The organism is Synechocystis sp. PCC 7509 (assembly GCF_000332075.2).
Classification (GTDB): domain Bacteria; phylum Cyanobacteriota; class Cyanobacteriia; order Cyanobacteriales; family Chroococcidiopsidaceae; genus Aliterella.
Genome location: NZ_ALVU02000001.1, coordinates 3863548 through 3888821, shown reverse-complemented (window position 1 = coordinate 3888821; position 25274 = coordinate 3863548). Strand labels below are relative to the sequence as shown.

The following is a 25274-nucleotide window of genomic DNA, read 5'->3' as shown; positions in this document are numbered from 1 at the left end:
CAAAAATGACAAATTGAGCCAATAAGTTTAATTTTTAAGCTCAATAGATATTAGCTCCACTATGATTTTTAGTAAGTATTTTACTTAAAACTACCCCATGTCTGCAAATTCTCTACCTAAAGAACCCTCCGTCTGGCACAACTTAGAAATTGACAAAACCTTACAAGTGCTGGGAAGCGATCGCACTCTAGGTTTAAGCTCTACTGAAGTACAGCAACGCCAAGAGCGATACGGCCCAAACGAGTTACAGGAGACTGCTGGACGCAGCCCATTTGTAATTTTGATTGATCAGTTCAAAAACATCATGTTGTTGATGTTGATTGCTGTAGCTGTGGTATCAGCAATTTTGGATCTTAGAAGCGGCAGTTTTCCCAAAGATGCGATCGCCATTTCTTTAATTGTGATTCTTAACGGTATTTTGGGCTACCTCCAAGAAAGCCGCGCCGAAAAAGCTCTAGCCGCCCTCAAACGCCTTTCCTCGCCCTTAGTGCGCGTTTTACGAGACGGTAGACTGAGCGAAGTTGCTGCTAAAGAATTAGTCCCAGGGGATGTAATGCTTTTAGAAGCAGGCGTACAATTAGCTGCCGACGGACGCTTACTCGAAGAATCTAATTTGCAAGTGCGGGAATCGGCTTTAACTGGAGAAGCTCACGCTGTTGAAAAGCAAGCCGAGTTGCAATTGCCTGAAGATACTTCATTAGGCGATCGCCTTAATTTAGTGTTTCAAGGCACTGAGATCGTCCAAGGACGCGCCAAAGCGATCGTTACGGGTACGGGAATGCAAACCGAACTGGGGCGCATTGCAGCGCTGTTGCAGTCGGTGGAAAGCGAACCTACGCCTTTGCAAAAGAGAATGGAACAACTAGGAAATGTCTTAGTTTCTGGCTCTTTAGCTTTAGTGGCTTTAGTAGTAGGAGTAGGCGTACTCCGCGCCGGATGGGGAGCTTTTGAAGGCTTGCTAGAAGTGTCTTTAAGTATGGCTGTAGCGGTAGTTCCTGAAGGCTTACCCGCCGTAATTACCGTTACGCTTGCTTTGGGAACGCAACGGATGGTAAAACGCAAAGCATTAATTCGTAAACTCCCCGCCGTAGAAACTCTTGGCAGCGTCACAACTATTTGCTCAGATAAAACTGGGACATTGACGCAAAATAAAATGGTGGTGCAAAATGCCTACACAAATCACCGCGCTTTTAAAGTTACTGGGGAAGGTTATGAACCCAATGGGGAGTTTCAAATCGATGGAACTAAAACTAATAGTCAAGAGTACCCAGAATTACAAGCATTGTTAGTTGCTTGCGCCCTTTGTAACGATTCAAACTTGCAACAAGACCAAGGACAATGGATTATTATCGGCGATCCCACTGAAGGCGCTTTACTATCTTTGGCGGGTAAAGCTGGAGTAGAAAGAGATCAATGGCAAGCTCGTTTACCCCGCGTCGCTGAATTTCCCTTTTCCTCCGAACGCAAGCGGATGAGCGTTATTTGTACGGTAGAACCAGAAGTTAGCAGCCAAGCATTACAAAATGGCTTATTAGAGGCACAAAACTATGTAATGTTTACAAAGGGTTCACCAGAATTAACTTTAGAAAGATGCGATCGCATTCACACAGGCGAACAAATTGTCCCCGTTAGCCAAGAACAAAGAGCGCAAATTTTAACCCAAAACGACCAAATGGCAAGTAACGGCTTGCGAGTCTTGGGTTTTGCTTACAAACCCCTTGCAAATATACCCCCAGACAACTCTCAAGAAACCGAAGAAGCTGGATTAGTTTGGCTAGGTTTAGTGGGAATGCTCGACGCACCACGTCCAGAAGTAAGAGATGCTGTAGCCAAGTGTCGCCAAGCGGGGATTCGTCCAATTATGATTACTGGAGATCACCAATTAACGGCTAGAGCGATCGCGGCGGATTTAGGAATTGCTCAAGCAAGCGATCGCGTTTTAATTGGGCAAGAATTGGAACGCATGAGCCAAGAGGAGTTAGAAAAAGAAGTAGATTTAGTTAGCATCTATGCCAGAGTTTCCCCGGAACACAAATTACGCATCGTCCAAGCCTTGCAAAAGCGGGGCAGATTCGTAGCTATGACGGGCGATGGAGTCAACGATGCCCCGGCACTCAAACAAGCCGATATCGGTATCGCTATGGGCATCACAGGTACAGATGTGAGTAAAGAAGCAAGCGACATGGTTTTGCTAGATGACAACTTTGCTACCATCGTCGCCGCAACCGAAGAAGGTAGAGTTGTTTACACCAATATTCGCCGCTTTATTAAGTACATTTTGGGTAGCAATATCGGGGAAGTAATTACGATCGCCGCCGCTCCAATTTTAGGACTAAGTGGGATTCCCTTAAGTCCATTACAAATTTTGTGGATGAACTTAGTTACTGATGGCGTACCAGCACTAGCTTTAGCTGTAGAACCCGCCGAACCAAACGTAATGAATCGTCCGCCTTTTAATCCACGCGAAAGCATTTTTGCTAGGGGATTAGGTTCTTATATGGTAAGAATTGGGATTGTCTTTGCAATCATCACCATTGCTTTAATGGTATGGGCTTACGGCTATACTAATGCTCCTGGTTATCCCCGCGATCCCAACACTTGGAAAACAATGGTATTTACTACTTTGTGTATTGCTCAAATGGGACACGCGATCGCCATTCGTTCCAATACCCAGCTAACAATAGAGCTAAATCCTCTATCTAATCCCTTTTTGCTAGCGGCGGTCGTAGTTACAACTTGCTTACAACTATTGCTAGTTTACGTCCCACCCTTACAGCAATTTTTTGGCACTTACTACCTATCTCCTTTTGAACTAGCTATTTGTTTCGGCTTTAGTGCTTTAATGTTTGTCTGGATTGAAGGCGAAAAATTGTTTGTGCGCTTGGTTAAAAAGAAAGCATAGAAGGGATTTTTAGCTAAATTCTGCTTTTAGGGCGCACCTATGCGCCCCTACACTATGTACCTAAAAACTCTACAAATTCGCCAATTTCGCAACTACCAAGAGCAAAAAATAGACTTTCTTGCCCCAAAAACAATTTTAGTTGGCGATAATGCTCAGGGAAAGTCAAATTTACTAGAAGCAGTGGAATTATTAGCTACTTTGCGATCGCACCGTAACAGCCGCGATCGTGATCTAGTGAGAGAATCTGAACCAGTAGGGCAAATTAGCGCCACTATTGAACGTCTTAATGGCATTAGCGACTTATCTATAACCTTACGTCGCAACGGTCGCCGCAGTGTTGCTAAAAATAGCGAAACTCTGCGCCGTCAGTTGGATTTTTTGGGGGTACTAAATGCCGTACAGTTTTCTAGCTTAGATTTAGACTTAGTGCGGGGTGGACCCGAACAACGCCGTCATTGGTTAGATACTTTATTAATTCAGCTAGAACCGATTTATGCCTACATTTTGCAGCAGTACAACCAAGTATTGCGACAGCGCAATGCTTTTTTAAAGAAAGTTCAAGAATTGGGGATTAAAGAAAGCCAGCAAGAATTGGCGCTTTGGAACGTGCAGTTAGCTGTTACAGGCTCTAGAGTCACGAGAAGGCGATCGCGGGCTGTAGAAAGATTAGCTCCTATTGCCTCTGCTTGGCACTCTAGCATTAGTGGTAGTACCGAATTATTAGAACTAAAATATGCCCCAAATATTTCCACTGAACACAACGAACCGGAGCAAGTACAGCAAGCTTTTTTAACAAAAATTGCTACTAGAGAAGTCGCAGAATTTCATCAAGGAACTACTTTAGTTGGCCCTCACCGCGACGAAATTGAGTTGATTATTAATCAAACTCCCGCCAGATCCTATGGTTCTCAAGGTCAACAACGCACTTTAGTATTAGCTCTCAAACTTGCAGAACTAAAATTAATTGAAGAAGTTATTGGCGAACCCCCTCTATTATTACTTGATGATGTCTTAGCAGAACTGGATTTAAACCGTCAAAATCAACTACTAGATGCCATTCAAGACCGATTTCAAACTCTAATTACTACTACTCATCTTGGTTCTTTTGATGCTCAGTGGTTAAAATCTTCGCAAATTCTCAAAGTTTGTGCTGGGCAAATATCAACATGAATATAGAACCGACTATAATAATATTTATTGTAGTTAAAAACTAAGCCTAATGAGAGGTAATACTTGGATCGCTAGAGGATTACTAATTTTTTCCCAGTTGGCAGCTTTAATTATTGTTGTAATTGTTGGACAAAAGCCTCAAGAAAATCAAGCCATTACATCAATGCCTGCTATTGTTACAATTCCAATTATTCCGCCCGAAAAAGTTTCTAAAACTACCTCTAGCCACCAAATTAATAAAGTTGAGTTTGTAGCCAATTATCAGCCTAGATACGAAATTAGCTGGGCGCATCCCAACAACTACGGACAGCGTTATACTCAAAATGTTAATGGCTTACCTGTAAATAATCAATCAATTGTAGTTATTCATGAAACTGTTAATTCTGCTGCAAGTGCTATAAACAATTTTCAAACTCCTCATACTAATGAGAATGCTCAAGTAAGCTATCACGCTTTAATTAAGTTAGATGGAACAGTTGTTTATATAGTACCGCCACAGTTTCGGGCTTTTGGTGCAGGTAATTCTGTATTTAGAGGTGCAAAGGGAATTGAAACTGTAAAAACCCATTTACAGTTTCCCCCTTCGGTGAATAATTTTGCTTATCATGTTGCGTTTGAAACCCCGCCGGATGGTCGAAACAATCGTAAAAGCCATAGCGGTTATACACAGGTGCAATACAATTCGCTTGCTTGGTTAATCGCTCAAAGTAGAGTTCCAGAAGCTCGAATTACTACCCATAAAGCCGTAGATCGTTCAGGTTCAAGAATCGATCCCAGAAGTTTCGATATTAACAAGTTTTTTCGGTTATTAAAGTCTTATCGCTAGTCAAAAATGTAGTTATATATTTTTTTTAAGCGGCAACTAAATTAAGATAATTTATTTTCTTTAGCAGTATAATCAGAACAATCAATTGCTTTTTCTGTTAGCACTGTTGAAGGATTTACCGCACACTTAAGATGAGGATCGCTAGAGTAAAACTTACAATTTTTGCACGGAATCTGATGTAAAACTTTGATATTAACAGCAATTTCCTTACGTGCAAATCTTACCCTTTTAGATAACATAAAAAAGATTGCTACCCAACAAACTGCAAAACCAGTAATTCCCCAAAATACTATCTGATCGGAGGCAACATCACCTATAGGTTTTACATTTTCTAGTTTTACTTCATTTTGGTTTGTCTGAGTAACAGAATTACTAATTGCTAAATATTGTTCAATAATTTTATTGCTATCCATAGTAATTACCTTAAGTTCTTCAATACCTACCTATCAATTCTGAATGCCTATTTTTAACAGTACATCTACTATAAGGTGCAGAAGTTATTTATAAATTTTCATAGCTCAAAGCTATAAATTACTACCTTAATAAATTTACTTTATTGACAACTTTCGATCTTTCTCCAAATCAATAGCTTATGTATAATTAAATACGCTTAAGTAGAAATTTAACTAAAGAAAGAAATGTATACTTAAGTTTAACCGTCAAAATATTATTTTTATATTTGTGAGAAGCAAAGTCCTTAAGTAAATAATAATAGAATTACTACGATCTAAAGTGTAACTCAGGCTTAAGCCAATATAAAAATTTGTGTTTTGGAAACGTTGCTTTCAACTAATAAGCCTGTTGATGGGGCTATGGCTAGTATGGGGTTTGCTTGCTCAAATAGGAGCAGAGATTTTTTGGTTTCAAGAAGTCGGCTATTTACAAGTATTGCAGTTACGGTTATTGACCCAAACTATAGTATGGGTAACAGCAAGTAGCACAACGGCACTCTACTTGCTAGGAAACTTAGAAGTAGCCCGCCGACTAAAGTATACTCAGCCGCCACAGAATTTTGCGGAAATCAAGCGATCGCCAAGTATTAAATTAAACTGGTTGTTACCAGGAGTTTTGGGTTTAAACTTACTTTTAGCAATATTAACAAGTTACTACAGCAAAGTTGGTTGGAGTTATTGGCAGCCCCCTAACTTTAGCTTACCCAATATCTCGCCACCGATTCCTGCTGGATTTAATTTAGACTTACTTTGGCAAATGTGCCAGCAATTAGGTTCGCAATCTTTGACATTGGGCTTGTTATTGAGTAGTCAAGTCGCCCTATTAATATATCCACAGTTATTGTTAAAAGTAGTGGCGCTATTACTGAGTGCAATTATGGGTTTAGTATTATCCGCTCACTGGGCGAACATACTGCAATATCTACATCCTACAGCTTTTAATAGTATTGAACCTCTATTTAATAAAGATATCAGCTTTTACATATTTACTTTGCCAATTTGGAGACTACTAGAATTTTGGCTAGTTGGACTAGGGTTATACAGTTTAATTGCTGTAGCGCTTACCTATTTACTATCGGGAGATAGCCTAAGCCAAGGTAGATTTCGCGGATTTTCTCGCCCTCAGCAACAGCATTTACTCGCATTAGGTAGCGGTTTGATGTTGATAGTTGCCTTTAGCTATTGGCTAAGTCGTTACGAATTATTGTATTCAACGCGAGGAGTTGCCTATGGCGCAAGCTATACGGATATTGCAGTTCAACTACCAATTTATACGCTGCTAAGTATTATGGGAATTGCGATCGCTTTATTATTAGCTGGCGCTATCGCCCAAAAGTCTATATTGATAGTTTATGGACTGGGACTATATGCCACAATTGCGATTTCTAGTGACTTAATTTTGCCTATAGTAGTACAACGTTTAATTGTCCAACCCAACGAACTCGCTAGAGAGCGCCCCTACATTGAGCGAAGTATAGCTTTAACTAGACAGGCTTTTGACCTAGATAATATTGAAATTCGCGCCTTTAATCCTCTTGGTAATTTAACTTACACTGATATTCAAGCGAATGCTCTCACCATTAATAACATCCGCCTTTGGGATCGTAAACCCTTACTAGATACCAATCGTCAGTTGCAACAAATCCGTTTGTACTATCAGTTTCTTGACGCTGATATTGATCGTTATACTCTGCAATCTAATTCCACCAACGCCGAAAAACGCCAAACTCTAATTGCGGCAAGAGAATTAGACTATAGCGCCGTACCTCAGCAAGCTCAAACTTGGGTTAATAAACGCCTAACTTACACTCATGGCTATGGCTTTACCCTCAGCCCAGTAAATACTGTAGCCCCTAGTGGCTTACCAGAGTATTTTATTAAAGATATTGGTGGCGCTACCGCCTTAGACACTTCTAGCACCGCTATCAGCGCCAGTATTCCCATTGGACAACCGCGAATTTATTACGGAGAGATAGCGAATACTTACGTCATGACGGGGACTAAAGTTAAAGAATTAGACTATCCCAGTGGTAACGAGAATGTTTACAATACTTACGATGGTAGGGGTGGAATTAATATAGGTTCTTTTTGGCGCAAAAGTTTATTTGCTAGATACTTAAACGATTGGCAAATGTTACTGACACGAAATTTTTTGCCTGACACCAAAGTATTATTTAGACGCAACATTAATCAACGCATCCGAGAAATTGCACCCTTTTTACAATACGATGGCGATCCTTATTTAGTAGTAGCAGATACTAAAATCCCAAGGCAAAAAGGCAATTATTTGTACTGGATAGTTGACGCTTATACCACAAGCGATCGCTATCCCTACTCAGATCGAGGCAGTCAAGGCATCAATTACATTCGTAACTCTGTAAAAGTCGTTATTGATGCTTATAACGGCTCTGTTGACTTTTATATCACCGACCAGAGCGATCCAATTGTTAATACTTGGCAGCAGCTTTTTCCTAAATTATTTAAGCCTCTTAGCGCCATGCCTGCAAGTCTCCGCAGCCATTCACGCTATCCCGTAGACTTCTTTAATATTCAATCAGAGCGGTTGCTAACTTACCACATGACCGATCCCCAAGTTTTTTATAATCGAGAAGATCAGTGGCAAATTCCCAATGAAGTTTACGGCAATAAACCTAAATTAGTAGAGCCTTATTACTTAATTACTAGCTTACCCGATGAGCCTAGTGAAGAATTTATTTTACTACTGCCTTACACTCCAAGGCAACGCACCAACTTAGTTGCTTGGTTAGCCGCGCGTTCCGATGGCGAAAACTACGGTAAGTTATTGTTGTATGAGTTTCCCAAGCAGCAATTAGTTTATGGAACTGAGCAAATCGAAGCTAGGATAAATCAAGATCCAGTAATTTCGCAGCAAATTTCCCTATGGAATCGGCAAGGATCTAGAGCTATTCAAGGCAATTTGTTAATTGTCCCCATCGAACAGTCTTTACTGTACGTAGAGCCAATTTATTTAGAAGCCGAGCAAAATAGTTTACCTACTTTGGTGCGAGTGGTAGTTGCTTACGAAAATCGGATTGTAATGGCAGAAACCTTAAACCAAGCTTTGAGGGCAATTTTTCAAGCATCAGAAACGACTACCCCAGCAATTATTCGTCCTGTAGAGTCTCCAGGATCGTAGCGAACTTTCCCCTTTGATGCAATTTAAGGTTGGATGCAGGCTTTTATATTTCTGCATCCAACCTTATTGAGTATTAGTTAAGCAAGTTATGGGAGTTATAAACAGCGATAAGCCCTTATATCATCTACATCCCAGCCTCCAGCGCCCACAGAAGCATCATTAGCTTGACGGAAGCGAAAACGAACCACCCTACCTGCAAGGGAAGCTAAGTTATACTTGCTAGAAACATAGCCATGACTAACACCAACAAAGGCAAGTCGTCCTTTAAGAGGATTGCCAGAAGTTGTATCGATAGTGCCGTTATAATTTTGACCAGCTAAAAATAGTGGTCTTGCATCTTGCCAAACGCCTGTACCGCCTATACTGTACTCTACAACTCCTCCATCATAGTTAGGTGCTTCAAAATCAAAGGAATGTTTAAAGTACAAGTATGCACCGGCGGGAATCAGCACTCCTGTCTTCTGGACTGCAATAGAATCGCTATTACCATCGATATCTGCCGCAAACAAAGAATTAGTCCCAGAAGCAGCAAAATTTGTACCTATTGTCCAAAGATTATTGCCTGCTAAAGTTAAAGGATGCCACTTCAAACTGCCTTCCACGTTATCAAAGAAAGTGTTAGAGACAGTTTTACCCGCCGGACAAAGGGCGGCTTGTGGTTGGAAACCACCAGAGGGTGGCAAATTCATTTGCACAGCCAAAAGCGCATTATTTACCTGCGTACAGTTTGCGGCGGTGATTCCTGAAGTTCCAACTAAACTTGTGCAACTTTGATTGAGATAAGTATACAAATCGTTGTAGTTAGAACCAGAACTCAATAAAGTTGTTTGCGCTCTGTAGTAAATCTTGGCAACTTTTGCAGCTCCCAGCCCAACGACAGTTTTACCATTGAAAGTGCCGCCATCAACCATTAAGAAAACAGCTTTGTTATTGACTCCACTATTAAAATGTACTCCTCCATTGTCATCACTATCTTTGTAGTAAAGGGGGCTAAGAATTCGATCGGGATCGCCAAATAGGGGTGGATTTTTCATGTCCCGGATTGCGCCAATACCAGGAATATCTTCTCCCACTTTCCAGCGCACTGCTGCTGTATCGTTACCTCTACCGTTTGTTAGGTCAATAAATTCCCCCCACACATCTGAAAAAGATTCATTAATTGCTCCAGATTGGTAGTAATACAACAAGTTAGAGGTATATTGGGTTACTCCGTGGGTAAGTTCATGCCCAACAACGTCATCTGCCTTGGAAAAGCCGTCACCGTAGACCATTTGAATCCCGTCCCAAAAGGCGTTTTGAAGATTAACGCCAAATTGTACTGTAGAGACTAACGGCAACCCATAGCCGTCAATACTATCTCGTTGATGGTTACTAAAGTAAAAGTCGTAAGTATCGCGTGCAAACGTATGGGCTTTAGCCGCATCGCTAGTTCCGGCGGCTGCACAGTTGGCGGTTACATTAGCCTCATTGCATACCAACGTTCCTGGCAATATCTCGGTATGATTAGCTGTGTAAGTTAAGCGATTTCTAGCATCGGGGTTGTTATTGAATGTGAGGGCAACGGTATTTGGTTTTGTTGCATCTACAAATACATACTGTTGAATTGGTTTCAGGGCTTTTGGTTTTACTATCACCAAATAGACTAACTTTGCTCGACCATTACCAGGGCCAATGAGTTCGGGCTGATAAATATTTAGCTCTGGTGTGGAGGCGTTTACACTTGATGCGGTCAACTTATAGTATTTTTTGACAACTCCTAATGCTGTCTTCAATGCTTGGGCAGAACTAACTTTAGCTTTTACATCTAAGTTTAGATTTGATGCTGCTTCACCAGACATTGCTAGCAAGTTGCCAGTTTTGTCCAGATTAACGTTAATCTCCGAAGCAAATACTGGTATGCCTTTATAAAGTTGTTGATACTTGACTGTGGGTAAAGAGTCAATTGTAAATGACTTTTTGGCAACTAAATTTGTATCAGGGTTATTTACACCAAACAAAGGCGCATAGGCTCTAGCAAAATCTCTAGCTTTCTCTTGGGGATTGCTGGCAAAGCTAGGAACAGTGGAAGGAAGTTTGATTCCTTGAGGTGAACCACTGCCAATAAAAGTGACTTTGCCAGTTGTGGGGTCTTGTTTGAAAGTAGCACCAGAACTTTGTAATCCTGCATCATTATTAGGAGCAGCTATTGCACCTGATTGTATAGACAAAAGTAATGCAGTTAAAAGTAGAGAAGGTTTAGCCAAAAAATGTTTGTTATTTATCATGGTACTTACAGTTAAATTTGGGGGATGCCTCAAAGTAATTTTTGGGAATAGATTTACTCTTGTGGCTTTAGGTTTTGAATTTAGAGGGCGATCGAGAAGAACTAAAGAAGGAAAATTGAATTGAAAAAAGCGATCGCAACTTAGAATCCCTACTAACGAAGTCTTTAGTCATGCCTAGCTCAACAATTAGCTGCACTAAATCGCACAGATAAAAACAATGCACTTAAAAGCAGATAGGTTTGAGCTAAAAAATGATGGTTATTTATTACTGCCAATACAATCAACCTACGTTTGCTTGAACTAAAGGCTATTTACGTATTTACTCATATACAGCGTGTAAAATGTTACTAATAACTATAACTCCAAATGAACAATAGTTTTGTTGGTTAAACAAGGTTTTAACTTGCTTTGATATCTTAGGTATTCAATCTATGCACGAAGAATTCCGCAAAGATTACAAAGTCTTGTGTTTTTCTTTACATTTTTTTCATGTAGGTCGCTGAATATTGGTATTTAGCCTTTGCTGGCGAATAAGTCTAGCTGGGTTGTAAAATATTCAATTAATGGCGTTGCATAATAGAGAGATAAATTAAGGTCAATCCTGATGCAGTGTCCTGAATGTAACTCAACTCATATCCGTAAAAATGGGAAAAGAAAAGGTAAACACCCATCACATTTGTGTTGATTGCTGTCGCCAGTTCATCGATGGCTATGAACCCCCGAAAGGCTACTCAGAGGAAATTAAGCGAGACTGTTTGAAGATGTACGTCAATGGCATGGGCTTGCGAGGGATTGAACGGGTCAAAGGAGTTCATCACACGACGGTGATTAGCTGGGTTAAAGCGGTGGGACAGTTGCTCCCGGATGCTTACGAACCGCAAACCATTCCCCAAGTTGGTGAACGAGGGTGTACTCGAAACCTTTGTCAGGTCAAAAAAAACAAAATTTGGCTCTGGACAGCTGTTGACCACTTCAAAGCCGGAATTTTAGGTTGGGTTTTGGGCGACCACAGTGCTGAAACCTTTCGACCTTTATGAGAGATTGTAGCCCCTTGGCAGTGCTATTTCTACGTTACCCATGGCTGGTCAGTCTACCCTAGCTTTATTCCCAATGGCGATCAGATTATTAGCAAGACGTACATGACACGAGTGAAAGGTGAAAACACACGGCTACGGCACTATCTCGCTCGATTACATCGCAAAACATTGTGTTATTCCAAGACCGAGGAAATGCTGAGACACTCGATTAAATTGCTACTTCATTATCTCAAATTTGGGGATGTCCCTGTCCCCGGATGATTCATCTCTTCATTCAGCAACGCCCGTAAATAAATAAAATAATTTACATCTTACGCCTTGTTTGGTCCCTGCAAAAACTGCTGTACACAACCAAGGTAAGTTTGCGGATCTTCCAGCATCGGAAAATGTGCTGTATTCGGCATCAACACAAATTCTACTTTATCGCTCAAGGCGGCGGCTTGACGACCCATAGCTGGCGGAATAATTTGATCGTATTCTCCAGCAACTAAAAGTGTGGGTACATTTAATTTAGTGAATTCTCCGGGCATAAATTTTGCCGCATTTTCACTTACCGCCGTAACCATTGTACCGATCGCGGCAGCATAATCTGCCATCAAAAAGTCATCTAAAAACGCTTTGCGATCGCACTTTGGAATTGAACGCTTTAAAAATCGCGCCATAAACATTCGATCCACAAAGGGAATTAAAGCTAACCACTTGGGGCGAAATTTAACTACATAGCCGCCAAACTTATGAAAAGCCGCAAAGGCTTTCTCGTCATACTCAAAAACGCCGCTACAGGTTAAGATTGCTTTCTCTACGCGCTCTGGATAAAGGTTTAAAAATAATGTCGCTACTGATGCACCCGTTGAATGAGCGTTGAGATAAACTTTTTTTAGCTCTAATCTATCGAGCAAAGCTGCCAAATCTATCGCGTATTCCTCAAGCTCGTAGGTCAATGCTACTATAGTTTCTGTTTGTTCTGGGGTCGCTAGAGAGTCCGCCACTGCCTCGGTTGTTTTAAGTAGAGGCGATTTGCCATTAGAGCGTCCAAATCCCCGCATATCGTACAGCAAACAGTCAAAATCTTCACTCAAAGCTTTGGCGGTACTTTGCCAATAACGAGCAGACCCTGCCCAACCATGAATAAATACCATTACTGGCTTAACTTTAGAGCTTGATTGCGATTTGACCCACTCATAATAATGGTCAACGCCGCGAACGCGAATGTAAGGCATGATTTAGGCAGATTCCGGTTTAGGTAAAGAAGATGGATGTACTAGCAATTCCGCCGTAGAGCGTTTTTCTACCATTTCTCGCGTAATTGTGCAGCAAGTAACATCTTTTCTTGAGGGCAATTCGTACATCACCTCTAACATTAATTCCTCGACAATGGCACGTAACGCTCTAGCACCAGTTTTTCTCCGATAAGCTTCTTTAGCGATCGCTTTCAAAGCATCCGGCTTAAACTCTAGCTGTACGTTATCCATATTCAGCAGCTTTTGGTACTGCTTGACTAAAGCACTGCGCGGCTGGGTCAAAATTGCCACTAGAGTATCTTCGTCTAATGGCTCTACTACCGCCGCAACAGGTATGCGTCCGATGAATTCGGGAATCATCCCAAACTTAACCAAATCCCCCGGTTCTAGGTTCTTCAGCACGTCTGCTGCGCGTTTTTCTTTCGATATCCCTTCCCCTGGTTGAATAAAGCCCATGGATTTTTTACCAATGCGCTGTTCGACCACTTTATCTAACCCCACAAAAGCCCCACCACAAATAAACAATATATTGCTGGTGTCAATTTGAATGCAGTCTTGATAGGGATGCTTGCGCCCGCCTTGAGGTGGTACATTAGCGATCGTGCCTTCCAGCATTTTCAACAAAGCTTGCTGTACGCCTTCCCCGGAAACATCGCGGGTAATCGAAGGATTTTCGCTTTTGCGGGCAATTTTGTCTATTTCATCAATGTATATAATTCCCCGTTGGGCTTCCTCTACATCCAAATCCGCCACTTGCAATAAGCGCAGCAGGATATTTTCCACATCTTCGCCCACATATCCCGCTTCCGTTAAAGTTGTAGCATCAGCAACGGCAAAAGGTACGTCTAATATTTTTGCCAAAGTTTGAGCTAATAAGGTTTTCCCGCAACCTGTGGGACCCACTAACAAAATATTTGACTTTTGCAGTTCTATCGCTTCTTCTGCGCCTTTGCCATTAGTTTTATTTTGTAGGAGGCTGAGGCGCTTGTAATGGTTGTAGACTGCTACTGATAATACTTTTTTAGCTTCCTCTTGACCAATTACATGATCGTCCAAGTGGTTTTTAATCTCTCTCGGCTTGGGGATTTGATTAAACGATAAATTTGCCGAGCGAGGACGGCGCTTTTGGGGTGGCTCAGGACGGGGTGCTGGAGCGGCGGCGCTGCTTGTGTTGTGTTCAATTAATTCTTCATCGAGAATTTCATTGCACAAGTCAACGCATTCGTCGCAAATGTAGACTCCCGGCCCCGCAATCAACTTGCGTACCTGTTCTTGAGACTTGCCGCAAAATGAACATTTAAGATGGGAGTCGTACTTTACCATAAAAAGCCTCGAATTAGTTAACTGGAGTAACTGTAGCGCCTGCTTGGGGGATATTTTGCCGAGAAATCACGCTGTCGATTAAGCCGTAATTTTTTGCTTCTTCGGCGGACATAAAAAAGTCTCTTTCCGTATCAGCTTCAATTCTCTCTAAAGGCTTACCTGTGTGATGAGCTAGTAACTCGTTTAATCTACTTTTGTGATAAAGAATTTCTTTTGCTTGAATTTCGATATCAACCGCTTGACCTTGTGCGCCACCTAATGGTTGGTGAATCATAATTCGGGCGCTGGGCAATGACATCCTTTTACCCTTTGCTCCGGCTGTTAATAAGAATGCTCCCATGCTTGCAGCTAATCCAAAACAAATAGTAACAACATCTGGACGAATTTGCTGGATTGTGTCATAAATTGCCATTCCTGCCGTTACGGAACCGCCCGGAGAATTGATGTATAACTGAATGTCTTTTTCTGGATCTTCAGCATCCAAAAATAATAACTGAGCCACAATTGAGTCCGCGACAGCATCATCTACTTGCGTTCCCAAAAATACAATCCGCTCTCTTAGCAGCCGAGAGTAAATATCAAAAGCCCGTTCCCCCATACCCGACTGTTCTACAACGGTAGGAACGATGTTATTAATTTCTAGATAGTTGGCGCTGCTGATGGGAGGATACATAGATTTTGATTCAAGCATAAATCACAAACTTAAAAAATGTCACCGATGGAAAGCATAGTAGGTTTTAACTCTAATTAATTAACCTATCTGTAACCTATTATGGCTTATCCATTTTAGAGATGGAGAAGCCGCCCTTTTTATCGAGCGATCGCCCCAATACATTTATTCTGCTATTATTTCTTCGGTAGCATCTTCAGCTATTTCTACGGGCGGATTCAAAGTGTCTTCTTCGCCAAATTCCTCAAGGAGTTCTTCTGGCTTGGTTAAAGTCCCTTCCTCCACCAGTTCAATAGTGGCGTTTGCTTGCAGCCAATCAAAAATTTTCTCTGTGAGCAATTCATCAGCGAGAACTTCCCGTAACCTATCTTGGTCAATATCTTTATCCTTTTCGGTGAATTCTGCCATCACTTCCGTAAACCGCGCTTCAATAGCCGCACTTTCAACTTCAATTGATTCGCGTTTTGCTACTTCTTGTAATGCCAGAGTGCGTTTAATGCTGTCAATGGCTTCGGGGCGCGACCGCTCTCTTAGTTGAGGTATGATGTCTTGGGTAAATAGCTTTTTAACATCAATTCCCTGTCTGCTCAACTGCATGGCAGTTTGAGTCAACATGGCATCAACTTCTTGGTTAATTAATGTTTCCGGCAAATCTACCTCAACATTTTTGACCAATTCTGTTGTTAAAGCTTTTTGCTTGTTGACTTTGGTCTTGTTTTCTGCTTCTTCAGTGAACCTTTTTTCCAGGGATGCTTTCAATTGGTCTAAAGTTTCAAATTCGCCAACTTCTTGAGCAAATTCATCATTAACTTCTGGCAGTTCTTTTTCCTTTAATTCCTTCAAAGTCACGGTAAACATGGCTTTGCGGTCTGCCAACTCTGTTTGAGGATATTCCGCCGGAAATTTAGCGTTGATTTCTTTAGTTTCACCGATATTCATGCCCACTATGCCATGAATAAAACCCTCAATAAATCGATCTTCGTGTAGCTCTACTTGAAAATCCGTCGCTTCACCCCCAGGAATTTCCTCTACTTCCGCCTCCTCGTCGTCGCTGACTAAAATACCCTTAAAGTCTACTACTGCTACATCACCCATTTGCGCCGCGCGTCCTTCTACGGGTATTGATGTTGCCATCTCTTGCCGATTTTCTTCAATAACTTTGTCTACGCTGGCGGGGTCGTATTTAACTTCTTCTGCTTGTACCTGCAAGCCACTGTACTGCGTCAAATTCACCTCTGGCTGCACGTCTACCGCCGCCTTAAAAGTCAAGGGGTTGCCGGGTTCGTATTGACCGATTAATTCGTCAAAAGAGGTGCGTAGTTCAGGTTGACCAATGGCTTTAACTTCTTCTTGCTTGAGAGCCTCTGTTAAGCCGCTTTCGATTAAGTCTTCTAAAGCTGCGGCTTTAATTCTGACTACTCCTAGCCGTTGAATTAATACTTGGCGCGGAACTTTGCCTTTACGAAACCCAGGAATATTGGCAGAGCGAGCAAAGTTTTGAATTACTTGCTCGTAAGCCTGTTTGGACTTTTCGGGGGGAATTTCTATTTCCAAACCGACTTGACTTGCGGGGAGTTTTTCCTGGGTGACTTTCATGTTTACAGTTTTATCTGACAATTTGACTAAAGGGAACTAGATTACTTAGGCTTGCTCTGATTGCTGACGGAGAAAGCTATAAGCCTACAACGGTTTTATCCCTACTACGGGCTAAAAGTATTTTTATCTTGGCAGGGCAGAGGCAACGACACCGTGATATCCTAGCCAGTATAGATAAAATTTGTGGCTTTTCGAGCAGTTCTTAGTTTAGCGATAATTTGATGCGATCGCCTAATCCTTTACACTTTTGTCCCGTGCTGTTTCAATCGCACGTTTGCTGATAAGCTAGTAACCACAGAATATTGAAGTTGCTTGAAGAATTTTATCAAACTGTTATAACTTAACTAAAAGTTTAATATTCCCCTAAAATAATTAACTATATAAATTTAATTCCTTATTGAAGCTGGCTATATTATCTAAACAAAATTAAATCAATCTGATTAGGAGCAAAACTTGACAAAATCCTATCGCGTGGCAATTTTAGGCGCAACGGGGGCTGTAGGTACAGAATTATTAGAATTACTCGCAAGCCGGAATTTTCCGGTAGCAGAGCTAAAGCTACTAGCTTCTCCTCGCAGTGCGGGGAAAACTATGAGTTTTAAAGGAGAAGATTTAGTAATTGAGGAGGTGAGCGATCGCTCTTTCAATAACATAGACTTGGTACTAGCATCGGCGGGGGGTTCTATTTCCAAAACCCTCGCACCCATCGCCGTAGCTTCCGGGGCGGTAGTAGTAGATAATTCTAGTGCTTTTCGTTTAAACCCTCAAGTTCCTCTAGTAGTCCCCGAAGTTAATCCTGACGCAATTGCCCACCACCAAGGGATAATTGCTAACCCCAACTGCACAACAATTTTGATGGCGGTGGCGGTGTATCCACTATACAAAGCTAGGAAAATCAACCGAATTGTTGCTTCTACCTACCAATCTGCTAGCGGTGCGGGGGCGATGGCAATGGCAGAAGTTTTAAACCAGACTCAAGAAATTTTACAAGGAAAGTCTCCAACTCCAGAAATTTTCCCTTATCCTTTAGCATTTAATTTATTTCCTCACAACTCCCCCATGACTGCAAATGGTTACTGTGAAGAAGAAATGAAAATGGTCAACGAAACTAAAAAAATATTTAATGCCGACCATCTAAGAATTACCGCCACCTGCGTTCGGGTTCCCGTACTCCGCGCCCACTCGGAAGCAATTAACCTAGAGTTTGAATCGCCAATGAGCGCTATGGAAGCCAAAGCCATATTAAGCAAAGCTCCCGGCGTGCGAGTAGTGGAAGATTGGGAAGCAAATTACTTTCCCATGCCTATAGATGCTACAGGCATTGATGAAGTGTTAGTAGGTCGCATCCGTCAAGACATATCCCACGAGTGCGGTTTAGAACTATGGCTGTGTGGCGACCAAATACGTAAAGGTGCAGCCCTAAACGCCGTCCAAATTGCTGAATTATTAGTAGAAAAAAATCTACTGTCAGCGCCAAAATATCAAACAGCAAATAGCTAAAAGCTACGGTGAGGAGTAAAAACGGGTGGTAGATTTTGGAAAAGTTGTAACAGCAATGGTTACGCCCTTTAAAGCCGACGGTAGTGTAAATTATGCTGTAGCCGAACAATTAGCCGCACATTTAGCCGCCAATGGCAGCGATACAATCGTAGTGTGCGGGACAACCGGAGAATCGCCAACCCTAACATGGGACGAAGAATATCAGTTATTTCAAGTTGTATTGCAGGCGGTAAAAGGAAAAGCACTGGTAATGGCAGGTACAGGGTCAAATTCGACCAGCGAAGCTGTTGCCGCCACCCAAAAAGCAGCTAGAATAGGAGTACATGGATCTTTACAAGTCGTTCCCTACTATAACAAACCACCTCAAGGCGGATTATACCATCACTTTCGGGCGATCGCTTCCGCTTCTCCCGATTTGCCGATAGTGTTGTACAACGTCCCCAGTCGTACCAGCCAAAATCTCCTGCCTGAGACGGTAGCTCGGTTAGCCGAAATTGATAACATTGTAGGCATCAAAGAAGCAACGGGCAACTTAGACCAAGCCAGTGAAATTAGCCGCCTAACGCCTAGAGAATTTCAAATTTACTCCGGTGATGACTCCCTAACTTTGCCGATGTTAGCGGTGGGTGCTAAAGGCGTAGTCAGCGTCGCTAGTCATTTAGTAGGACTAAAATTGCAACAAATGATTCAAGCTTTTGAAACTGGAAAAGTTCAACAAGCGACTAGCATTCATTTACAATTATTTCCCTTATTTAAAGCTTTGTTTATTACTACTAATCCAATTGCAGTCAAGATGGCTTTAAAAATGAAAGGTTGGGATGTCGGTTCTACTCGTCTACCATTACAGTGCGAAGAGGAAGAAAAGGTAAGTAATACCTTAGAAAAAGTCTTGCAAGCTATGGATAGCAAAAACAAAGATTTGGATTATTAACTACTTTCTAAAAAGGCAGAAAGAATACATAAAAATGAGGTCTTAATTTACCTCTAATTGCAGAAATTTTACCTAAAAAATTTGCTAGAAACTTTAGATACCTACGGGAAAAAAGAGAACTTCTACAGTTTTTTCTATTAAACACAATTAACAAAAGGATTGACATGGCAAAAAACACATCACCAACAGTAAAAATTATTCCTCTCGGTGGCTTGCATGAAATTGGTAAAAATACCTGTGTATTTGAGTGCGAAGACGAAATAATTTTGCTAGACGCAGGGTTAGCTTTTCCCACCGATGGTATGCACGGAGTAAATATTGTGCTGCCAGATATGACTTATTTGCGGGAAAATCGCCATAAAATTAAAGGCATGATTGTCACTCACGGTCATGAAGATCATATTGGTGGTATAGCTTTTCACCTCCGACAGCTAGAAATTCCGGTAATTTACGGGCCAAGGTTGGCACTAGCAATGCTAGAAGGTAAACTAGAAGAAGCCGGAATGCGCGATCGCACAGAATTGAGAACCGTTAGACCCCGCGAAACAGTAAGACTAGGTTCGCAATTTATTGTCGAATTCATCCGCAATACTCATTCTATTGCTGACAGTTTTACCATTGCCTTACACACACCCGCCGGAGTAATTATCCACACCGGAGACTTCAAGTTTGACCATACTCCCGTAGATGGTGAATTTTTTGATATGCAAAGGTTAGCAGAACACGGCGAAAAAGGCGTACTTTGCTTAATTAGCGACTCGACAAACTCCGAAGTACCAGGCTATACAGCCTCTGAGCGGTCGGTATATCCAAACCTAGAACGGGTATTTAGTCAAGCTAAAGGGCGGATTTTAGTTACAACCTTTGCGTCTTCTGTCCACCGCATCAACATGATTTTGGACATAGCCAGAAAACAAAATCGCGTGGTGGGGGTAGTAGGGCGCTCAATGCTTAACTTAATCGCTCACGCCCGAAACTTGGGTTATATCAAGTGCGAAGACAACTTGCTACAACCATTGCAAGCCTTGCGGAACTTACCGGAAGAAAAAGTATTAATTCTAACTACAGGCTCTCAAGGCGAACCATTGTCCGCAATGACCCGCATTTCTAACGGCGAACACCAGCAAATTAAAATTCGTCCTGGCGATACGGTAGTATTTTCCGCTAACCCGATTCCGGGAAACACTATTGCAGTTGTCAATACCATTGACCGCTTAATGATGCAGGGTGCAAACGTTATTTACGGTAAAGATAAAGGCTTGCACGTATCCGGTCACGGTTGCCAAGAAGACCAAAAATTGATGATTGGACTAACTAAGCCTAAGTTTTTCTTACCCGTTCACGGCGAACATAGGATGCTAGTCAAGCACGCCGAAACGGCTCAAAGTACAGGCATTCCCGCCGAAAATATGCTAATTGTTCAAAACGGCGACGTGATAGAAGTCTCACCAGAGGCGATGCGCGTCACCGGGAAAGTGCCGGCGGGAATAGAGTTGGTGGATATGTCACGCACGGGAATAGTGAGCGATCGCGTCCTCAAAGAGCGGCAGCAATTGGCAGGAGAAGGCATTATTACGATTGCGGCGGCGGTAGATTGGAATGGTAAATTGATGATGAAACCAGAAATTCACCTGCGGGGTGTAGTTACTACCATCGATCGCCCTAAGCTGCAACAGTGGGTACAAGAGCGGATGGAAAGAGTATTAAGCGATCGCTGGTCAAGTTTTACTCAATCGGTCAATGGCGAACCTGTAGAAGTAGATTGGGTAGGGGTACAAGTGCAGCTAGAACGGGAATTACAGCGTCAAATTCGCCGAGAATTGCAAACCCAACCGACAGTTACTTTATTGATGCAAACCCCTGATGAACCCACCAAAGCCTTAGATGGGAGAAGACGGCGACGCACTACAGCGCCACAAGTGGCAGCTTCTTAGGTTTATCAAGCGTCATTACTAATTAAATAGGGGGTGGGAAGAAGCTAACAACTTCTTTCCACTCTTTATTTTTGCTATTTTGCTGACTTTCTTGGGTGCATTTACGGAAATTAGTAGTTTACCCCTGCAAAAGTTCAGTAATGTCTCTAATTCGTAATCTTGTAACTTTGAGCAAGATGATAACAAATCAACTTTTTCCTTGTTCTTGCGAAAAATTCGCTGACAAATTGTAGATATTCTTAGAACACCCAAATTACCCGATTTAAGTAGAGGCATTATGAACTTATCACAACAAGCAAACCAAGACTTCCCACTTAACAACTGGATGCTAGGCGAAAAAGCAGAATTTGATATTTTCCAATCCCTGCGTCAACGCTTAGATCGCATCCAAGTATGTAACCCAAAACTAGCTCATCGTTTATGCCAACTAATTCCTGCTCAATGTCCCTTTGAACGCGATATCAAACTATTTGGTCGTAAATTGTTCCGTATTCCTCCCATGTGCAAACTCAACCCAGTATACGAGGAAGTTGTAGGTTTACGTTTTCGGGCGCTCTGCTATTTGGCTGATGAATGCGGCGAAGATGTGACAGCTTACTGCTAAAAATATTTACTTGATCTTAGTTGAAATTTAATTGCTCCTCATTACAAAACCCCACCCTAGCTGGGTACTCAAATATAATTCTTTTTTCTTAGTATAAAAAATACTGTTTTCTCTCCAAGCTAATTAGCAAAACAGGTAAAACATACTACTTATAGCTAAAATAGCTATTTTAAGGTTTTTAATCATCCAAAAATTTTAATAAATCTATCTATATTTAACAATACTCGGCAAAGCAGTGTTAATACAGTTAGATATAAGCAATTAATTGTAAAATCACTACTTTAAGGAGCAATCGCAGTTATGAGGTTGATTTTTTGCCCCCAAGCCTCAAAGACCGAGCAGCACCAAAATAAAAATAGCCTTAATTTTGGGCGATCGCTGACTAGAATAACTCAACTAACTTCTTTATCGTTAATACTTATAGGATTTAGTTTTCTCCGCCAACAAACTGTTCAAGCTGAAACGGCTCGGATTGATAATATTACTATTGATCGCCAACCAGATGAAACCTACGATAGTCTAATCCAAAGAGCAGAACTCGCAGCTACTTCCGCCCTTTCACAAGGCTTTAGCCAAGGTTCTCAAGTTACTGACGTTTCGGTAGTTATTTTAGGTCAAAATCAGGGTGTAATTGCGCCAGTTTTAGCTATAGGTTTGAGTCGTCCGCAATGGAGCGATGGTAACGATCGATTTACATATTTCAATAGTGCGCGCAGTCTTTTACGTTTAGAGGAGCCACAATTAGCTACCGCCGATTCTCCCCAGGGAACAGGAAGTACCCCTCCACCACCACCCACACCACAACAAAATAATCCTCCCGGTAGCGCTAGGGAAGTTATTAATAATGCTCCTATTGAACCCGTCAATCCTGAAACTGCTCCACTTCCTGGAAGTCCAGCTTTGGTTCCCCGCCCTCAAGCGCCAGGAATACCGCCCGTAACTTCCCCTGGTGATAATATCGCTCCCACACCAACCCCTGTCGCCCCCATAACAACACCAGCCCCTCAAAACTTACCCCAAGTAGATCCAGCTAATCCAGCACCTAATCAACCTTAAAATCTCTACAGAGTAATTTGGTTAGGCAATACCTGAAGTTGTAGGTCTGGCTTTTTGACTTTATACTAGAAAGGTTGTCAAAAATTGTAGTGGCTATTATGGCAGTTCCTAAGAAGAAAACATCCAAATCAAAACGAGATAAGCGTAAAGCAACCTGGAAACATAAAGCAGTAGTAGAGGCTCAAAAAGCTCTTTCCTTGGGTAAATCGATTTTAAGCGGACGCTCTAAGTTTGTATATCCTACCAAGGAAGAAGACGAAGCCGAAGAATAAACTCATCACTTGTTGCTAACTAACTAGAAAAGCAAAAATGTAAGTTAAAAGATTTTACTCCACAATAGAGTAGGAAGCTGAAGCAACTGAAATAATGCTAGGAAAATTTTTTAAAAAACCTAACGAGGAACAGAGCGATCGCGTTCCTCCTGGTCAATATTTAACTAAAGGGTTTCCTGTACTTACTTACGGGCAAACTCCTCAAGTCAATATGGAAACTTGGCAGTTTAAAGTTTGGGGTTTGGCAAAAGAGGCAACTTTTAGTTGGTCGGACTTTATGGCTTTACCCCAACACGAGTTTACCGCCGATTTCCACTGTGTTACGCGTTGGTCTAAACTCGATGTCAAATGGAAAGGGATTAAAGTAACCGACTTTATCAAATTAATTGAGATAGATCCGAAAGCTGTTCATGTGATGGAACATTGCTATGGCGGTTACACTACCAATATTGCGATGTCGGACTTATTGAAGGAAGAAAACTTTTTTGCCCATACAGTTTTTGACGAACCTCTAAGCGCCGAACATGGAGGCCCAATGCGGCTAGTTGTTCCGCATATTTACGCTTGGAAAAGCGCCAAATGGATTAATGGCTTGGAGTTTCTAGACAAAGAAGAATTAGGCTTTTGGGAACGCAATGGTTACAATAGCCGGGGCGAACCCTGGGCAGAAGAACGTTATAGCTGATAAGTACAGCGACACAGACATCGCGGGTTTGTGTCGCTGTACTATTAAATAAATAATTTGCTCTAGGAAAAAGTGCCAGTTCAGCAGTTATCTATTGCTCTAGCGATCGCCAACGGTACTTTAAGCTGTTAAATGCTCTTTAACTTTTGTTCGTGGATTAATAATGACGTTTAATCTGGATACTGCACCAGAACTAGCACCGATTTCTGTAGGCGGAATTACTGCCTACATTCAAGAATTATTAGAGCAAGATGGGCAATTGCGCCAAGTTTGGATTACTGGGGAAGTTTCTAGTACCAATCATCACCGCCGGGGATTGTTTTTTACCCTCACCGATCCTCAAGATAAAGCGGCAATTAGTTGTGTTGCTTGGAATGGTCAATTAGAAAAATTGGCACAAATTCCTGTAATGGGAGAGCAGGTAATAGTTTTAGGTAGTATCCGGTTGTATCCTGGGCGCGGACAATACCAGTTAACGGTGTGGCAAAGTTTGCCCGCAGGAGTTGGTTTATTAGCATTGCGCTATCGACAGTTGCGCGGATTTTTGCAAGCAGAGGGGTTATTTGACAATGAACGCAAAAAGCCCCTACCGCCGCACCCTCAAATCGTCGCTGTAGTTACTTCAGCCTCCGCCGCCGCTTGGGGAGATACGCAAAAAACTTTAGGACAGCGTTACCCAGGTTTACACGTGCTATTTTCTCCGGCAATTGTCCAAGGGGAACAAGCCCCAGCATCAATTATCAAAGCCATAGAGCGAGTAGAAAAAGATAAACGTGCGGAGGTACTAATATTAGCTCGTGGTGGTGGTGCAACAGAGGAATTGGCTTGTTTTAATGACGAAAGAGTAGTAAGAGCGATCGCCAATTGTTCAATTCCTGTAATTACTGGGATTGGTCATCAACGCGATGAATCTTTAGCCGATTTAGTCGCCGATGCCTATGCTCATACTCCCACCGCCGCCGCCGAACAAGTTGTACCAGAACTCACGACCCTTTACGCCGAGCATCAAGAGCGCCTACAAGGTCTGCAAAGAGCCGCTACAGGGCAAATTGCTAGCGTCCAAAATCGTCTACATCGTTTGCAAAGTCGCTTGCAACGTTTACCTTTAGAGCGGCAAATCCAGCAACAAAAACAGCTAATTGGTTGGCAAAAACAGCAGTTAGTTCAAGTAACGCAAAATCAGTTACAAAATGTGACTTTGCACTGTAGGTTTTTACAAGAAAAGCTTGCAACTTTAGACCCCAAAGCGGTATTAAAACGGGGATATGCGGTATTGAGAACAGAAAAAGGGGCGATCGCGCGTTCTAGTTCTGAACTTGCGAAGGAGCAAGAGTTGCTTGTCCAACTAGGTACAGGTCAAGTTAAAGTCAAAGTAACAGAAATTTTCGATAAATAATGACCGATTCTCCTCGCGCTAAAAAGAAAGCAAATTGGAATTATGAGGCAACCGTTGCCAAAGTTGAGAAAATTATCAACCAGCTAGAATCCGGTGAATTAGAGCTTGCGGAAGTATTTACAGAATTTACTACGGCTGTTGAGTATTTGCGCGAGTGCGAGGCGTTTTTAAACCAAAAGCAGCAGCAAATGACTTTGTTAGTTGAAACTTTGACAGAGCAAACCGATTCTTTTTAAAAACTAACTTAAAAGTCATAGA

At 41.9% G+C, this 25274-nt stretch carries 19 protein-coding genes and 1 pseudogene; 14 read left to right on the top strand and 6 right to left on the bottom strand.

Translation table 11 applies throughout. The features are described 5' to 3' along the window. Positions 1-97: 97 nt before the first annotated feature. From SYN7509_RS0219470 to SYN7509_RS0219460, 3 genes are read left to right on the top strand one after another with little or no spacing between them, the layout of a single operon-like run. Positions 98-2902, top strand: coding sequence for a cation-translocating P-type ATPase (locus SYN7509_RS0219470; RefSeq protein ID WP_009632538.1), 2805 nt, complete (start codon positions 98-100; stop codon positions 2900-2902). A 54-nt stretch (positions 2903-2956) separates the two neighbouring features. Beyond that, positions 2957-4072, top strand: a complete 1116-nt coding sequence (gene recF / locus SYN7509_RS0219465) for a DNA replication/repair protein RecF (RefSeq protein WP_028954447.1) — start codon at positions 2957-2959, stop codon at positions 4070-4072. Positions 4073-4121: 49 nt separating this feature from the next. After that, a complete protein-coding gene (locus SYN7509_RS0219460; RefSeq protein WP_009632540.1) occupies positions 4122-4898 on the top strand; it encodes a peptidoglycan recognition protein family protein in 777 nt (258 codons plus the stop codon). Positions 4899-4939: 41 nt separating this feature from the next. Here SYN7509_RS0219460 and SYN7509_RS0219455 read toward each other — a convergent pair whose 3' ends face one another. Next, positions 4940-5311: a hypothetical protein gene (locus SYN7509_RS0219455; RefSeq protein ID WP_009632541.1), complete on the bottom strand. Its 372-nt coding sequence runs from the start codon at positions 5309-5311 to the stop codon at positions 4940-4942. A 352-nt stretch (positions 5312-5663) separates the two neighbouring features. Here SYN7509_RS0219455 and SYN7509_RS0219450 point away from each other — a divergent pair, with 352 nt between their 5' ends. Continuing rightward, positions 5664-8507 carry a UPF0182 family protein gene (locus tag SYN7509_RS0219450; protein ID WP_028954446.1) on the top strand — a complete coding sequence of 948 codons (2844 nt, stop codon included), beginning with the start codon at positions 5664-5666 and terminating at the stop codon, positions 8505-8507. 95 nt (positions 8508-8602) lie between these two features. Here SYN7509_RS0219450 and SYN7509_RS0219445 read toward each other — a convergent pair whose 3' ends face one another. Then, the gene (locus tag SYN7509_RS0219445) at positions 8603-10714 is read right to left on the bottom strand and encodes a M4 family metallopeptidase (RefSeq protein ID WP_158506171.1); all 2112 of its coding nucleotides are present in this window, start codon (positions 10712-10714) and stop codon (positions 8603-8605) included. A 661-nt stretch (positions 10715-11375) separates the two neighbouring features. On the opposite strand from SYN7509_RS0219445, the pseudogene SYN7509_RS26460 reads away from it, so the two are divergent. Further along, positions 11376-12069 (top strand): annotated as a pseudogene (locus SYN7509_RS26460) (IS1 family transposase). 50 nt (positions 12070-12119) lie between these two features. Here SYN7509_RS26460 and SYN7509_RS0219430 read toward each other — a convergent pair. The 4 genes from SYN7509_RS0219430 to tig all read right to left on the bottom strand — a co-directional run bounded on the left by SYN7509_RS0219430 (position 12120) and on the right by tig (position 16638). Continuing rightward, positions 12120-13028 (bottom strand): alpha/beta fold hydrolase, encoded by a 909-nt coding sequence (locus tag SYN7509_RS0219430; RefSeq protein WP_009632545.1) that lies wholly within the window; start codon positions 13026-13028, stop codon positions 12120-12122. 3 nt (positions 13029-13031) lie between these two features. Then, positions 13032-14372, bottom strand: a complete 1341-nt coding sequence (gene clpX, locus SYN7509_RS0219425) for an ATP-dependent protease ATP-binding subunit ClpX (protein WP_009632546.1) — start codon at positions 14370-14372, stop codon at positions 13032-13034. A 13-nt stretch (positions 14373-14385) separates the two neighbouring features. Beyond that, the gene (gene clpP / locus SYN7509_RS0219420; protein ID WP_028954445.1) at positions 14386-15063 is read right to left on the bottom strand and encodes an ATP-dependent Clp endopeptidase proteolytic subunit ClpP; all 678 of its coding nucleotides are present in this window, start codon (positions 15061-15063) and stop codon (positions 14386-14388) included. Positions 15064-15207: 144 nt separating this feature from the next. Next, positions 15208-16638, bottom strand: a complete 1431-nt coding sequence (tig, locus tag SYN7509_RS0219415; RefSeq protein WP_009632548.1) for a trigger factor — start codon at positions 16636-16638, stop codon at positions 15208-15210. A gap of 453 nt (positions 16639-17091) precedes the next feature. Here tig and SYN7509_RS0219410 point away from each other — a divergent pair, with 453 nt between their 5' ends. The 9 genes from SYN7509_RS0219410 to xseB all read left to right on the top strand — a co-directional run bounded on the left by SYN7509_RS0219410 (position 17092) and on the right by xseB (position 25252). Next, a complete protein-coding gene (locus tag SYN7509_RS0219410) occupies positions 17092-18138 on the top strand; it encodes an aspartate-semialdehyde dehydrogenase (protein ID WP_009632549.1) in 1047 nt (348 codons plus the stop codon). Positions 18139-18163: 25 nt separating this feature from the next. After that, positions 18164-19069 carry a 4-hydroxy-tetrahydrodipicolinate synthase gene (gene dapA / locus SYN7509_RS0219405; protein WP_009632550.1) on the top strand — a complete coding sequence of 302 codons (906 nt, stop codon included), beginning with the start codon at positions 18164-18166 and terminating at the stop codon, positions 19067-19069. Positions 19070-19233: 164 nt separating this feature from the next. Further along, on the top strand, positions 19234-21003 hold the full coding sequence (locus tag SYN7509_RS0219400) for a ribonuclease J (RefSeq protein ID WP_009632551.1): 1770 nt from the start codon (positions 19234-19236) through the stop codon (positions 21001-21003). A 277-nt stretch (positions 21004-21280) separates the two neighbouring features. Continuing rightward, positions 21281-21607, top strand: coding sequence for a Mo-dependent nitrogenase C-terminal domain-containing protein (locus tag SYN7509_RS0219395; RefSeq protein ID WP_009632552.1), 327 nt, complete (start codon positions 21281-21283; stop codon positions 21605-21607). Between the two features lie 300 nt (positions 21608-21907). Then, positions 21908-22663 (top strand): hypothetical protein, encoded by a 756-nt coding sequence (locus SYN7509_RS27790; protein ID WP_009632553.1) that lies wholly within the window; start codon positions 21908-21910, stop codon positions 22661-22663. A 98-nt stretch (positions 22664-22761) separates the two neighbouring features. Beyond that, positions 22762-22935, top strand: coding sequence for a 50S ribosomal protein L32 (gene rpmF, locus SYN7509_RS0219385; RefSeq protein ID WP_009632554.1), 174 nt, complete (start codon positions 22762-22764; stop codon positions 22933-22935). A 94-nt stretch (positions 22936-23029) separates the two neighbouring features. Then, entirely contained in the window at positions 23030-23620 is a 591-nt protein-coding gene (locus SYN7509_RS0219380) for a sulfite oxidase-like oxidoreductase (RefSeq protein ID WP_009632555.1), read from the top strand. A 163-nt stretch (positions 23621-23783) separates the two neighbouring features. After that, on the top strand, positions 23784-25016 hold the full coding sequence (xseA, locus tag SYN7509_RS0219375) for an exodeoxyribonuclease VII large subunit (RefSeq protein WP_009632556.1): 1233 nt from the start codon (positions 23784-23786) through the stop codon (positions 25014-25016). Then, positions 25016-25252 (top strand): exodeoxyribonuclease VII small subunit, encoded by a 237-nt coding sequence (gene xseB / locus SYN7509_RS0219370; protein ID WP_009632557.1) that lies wholly within the window; start codon positions 25016-25018, stop codon positions 25250-25252. The genes xseA and xseB overlap by 1 nt, the downstream gene beginning before the upstream one ends. Positions 25253-25274: the final 22 nt, after the last annotated feature.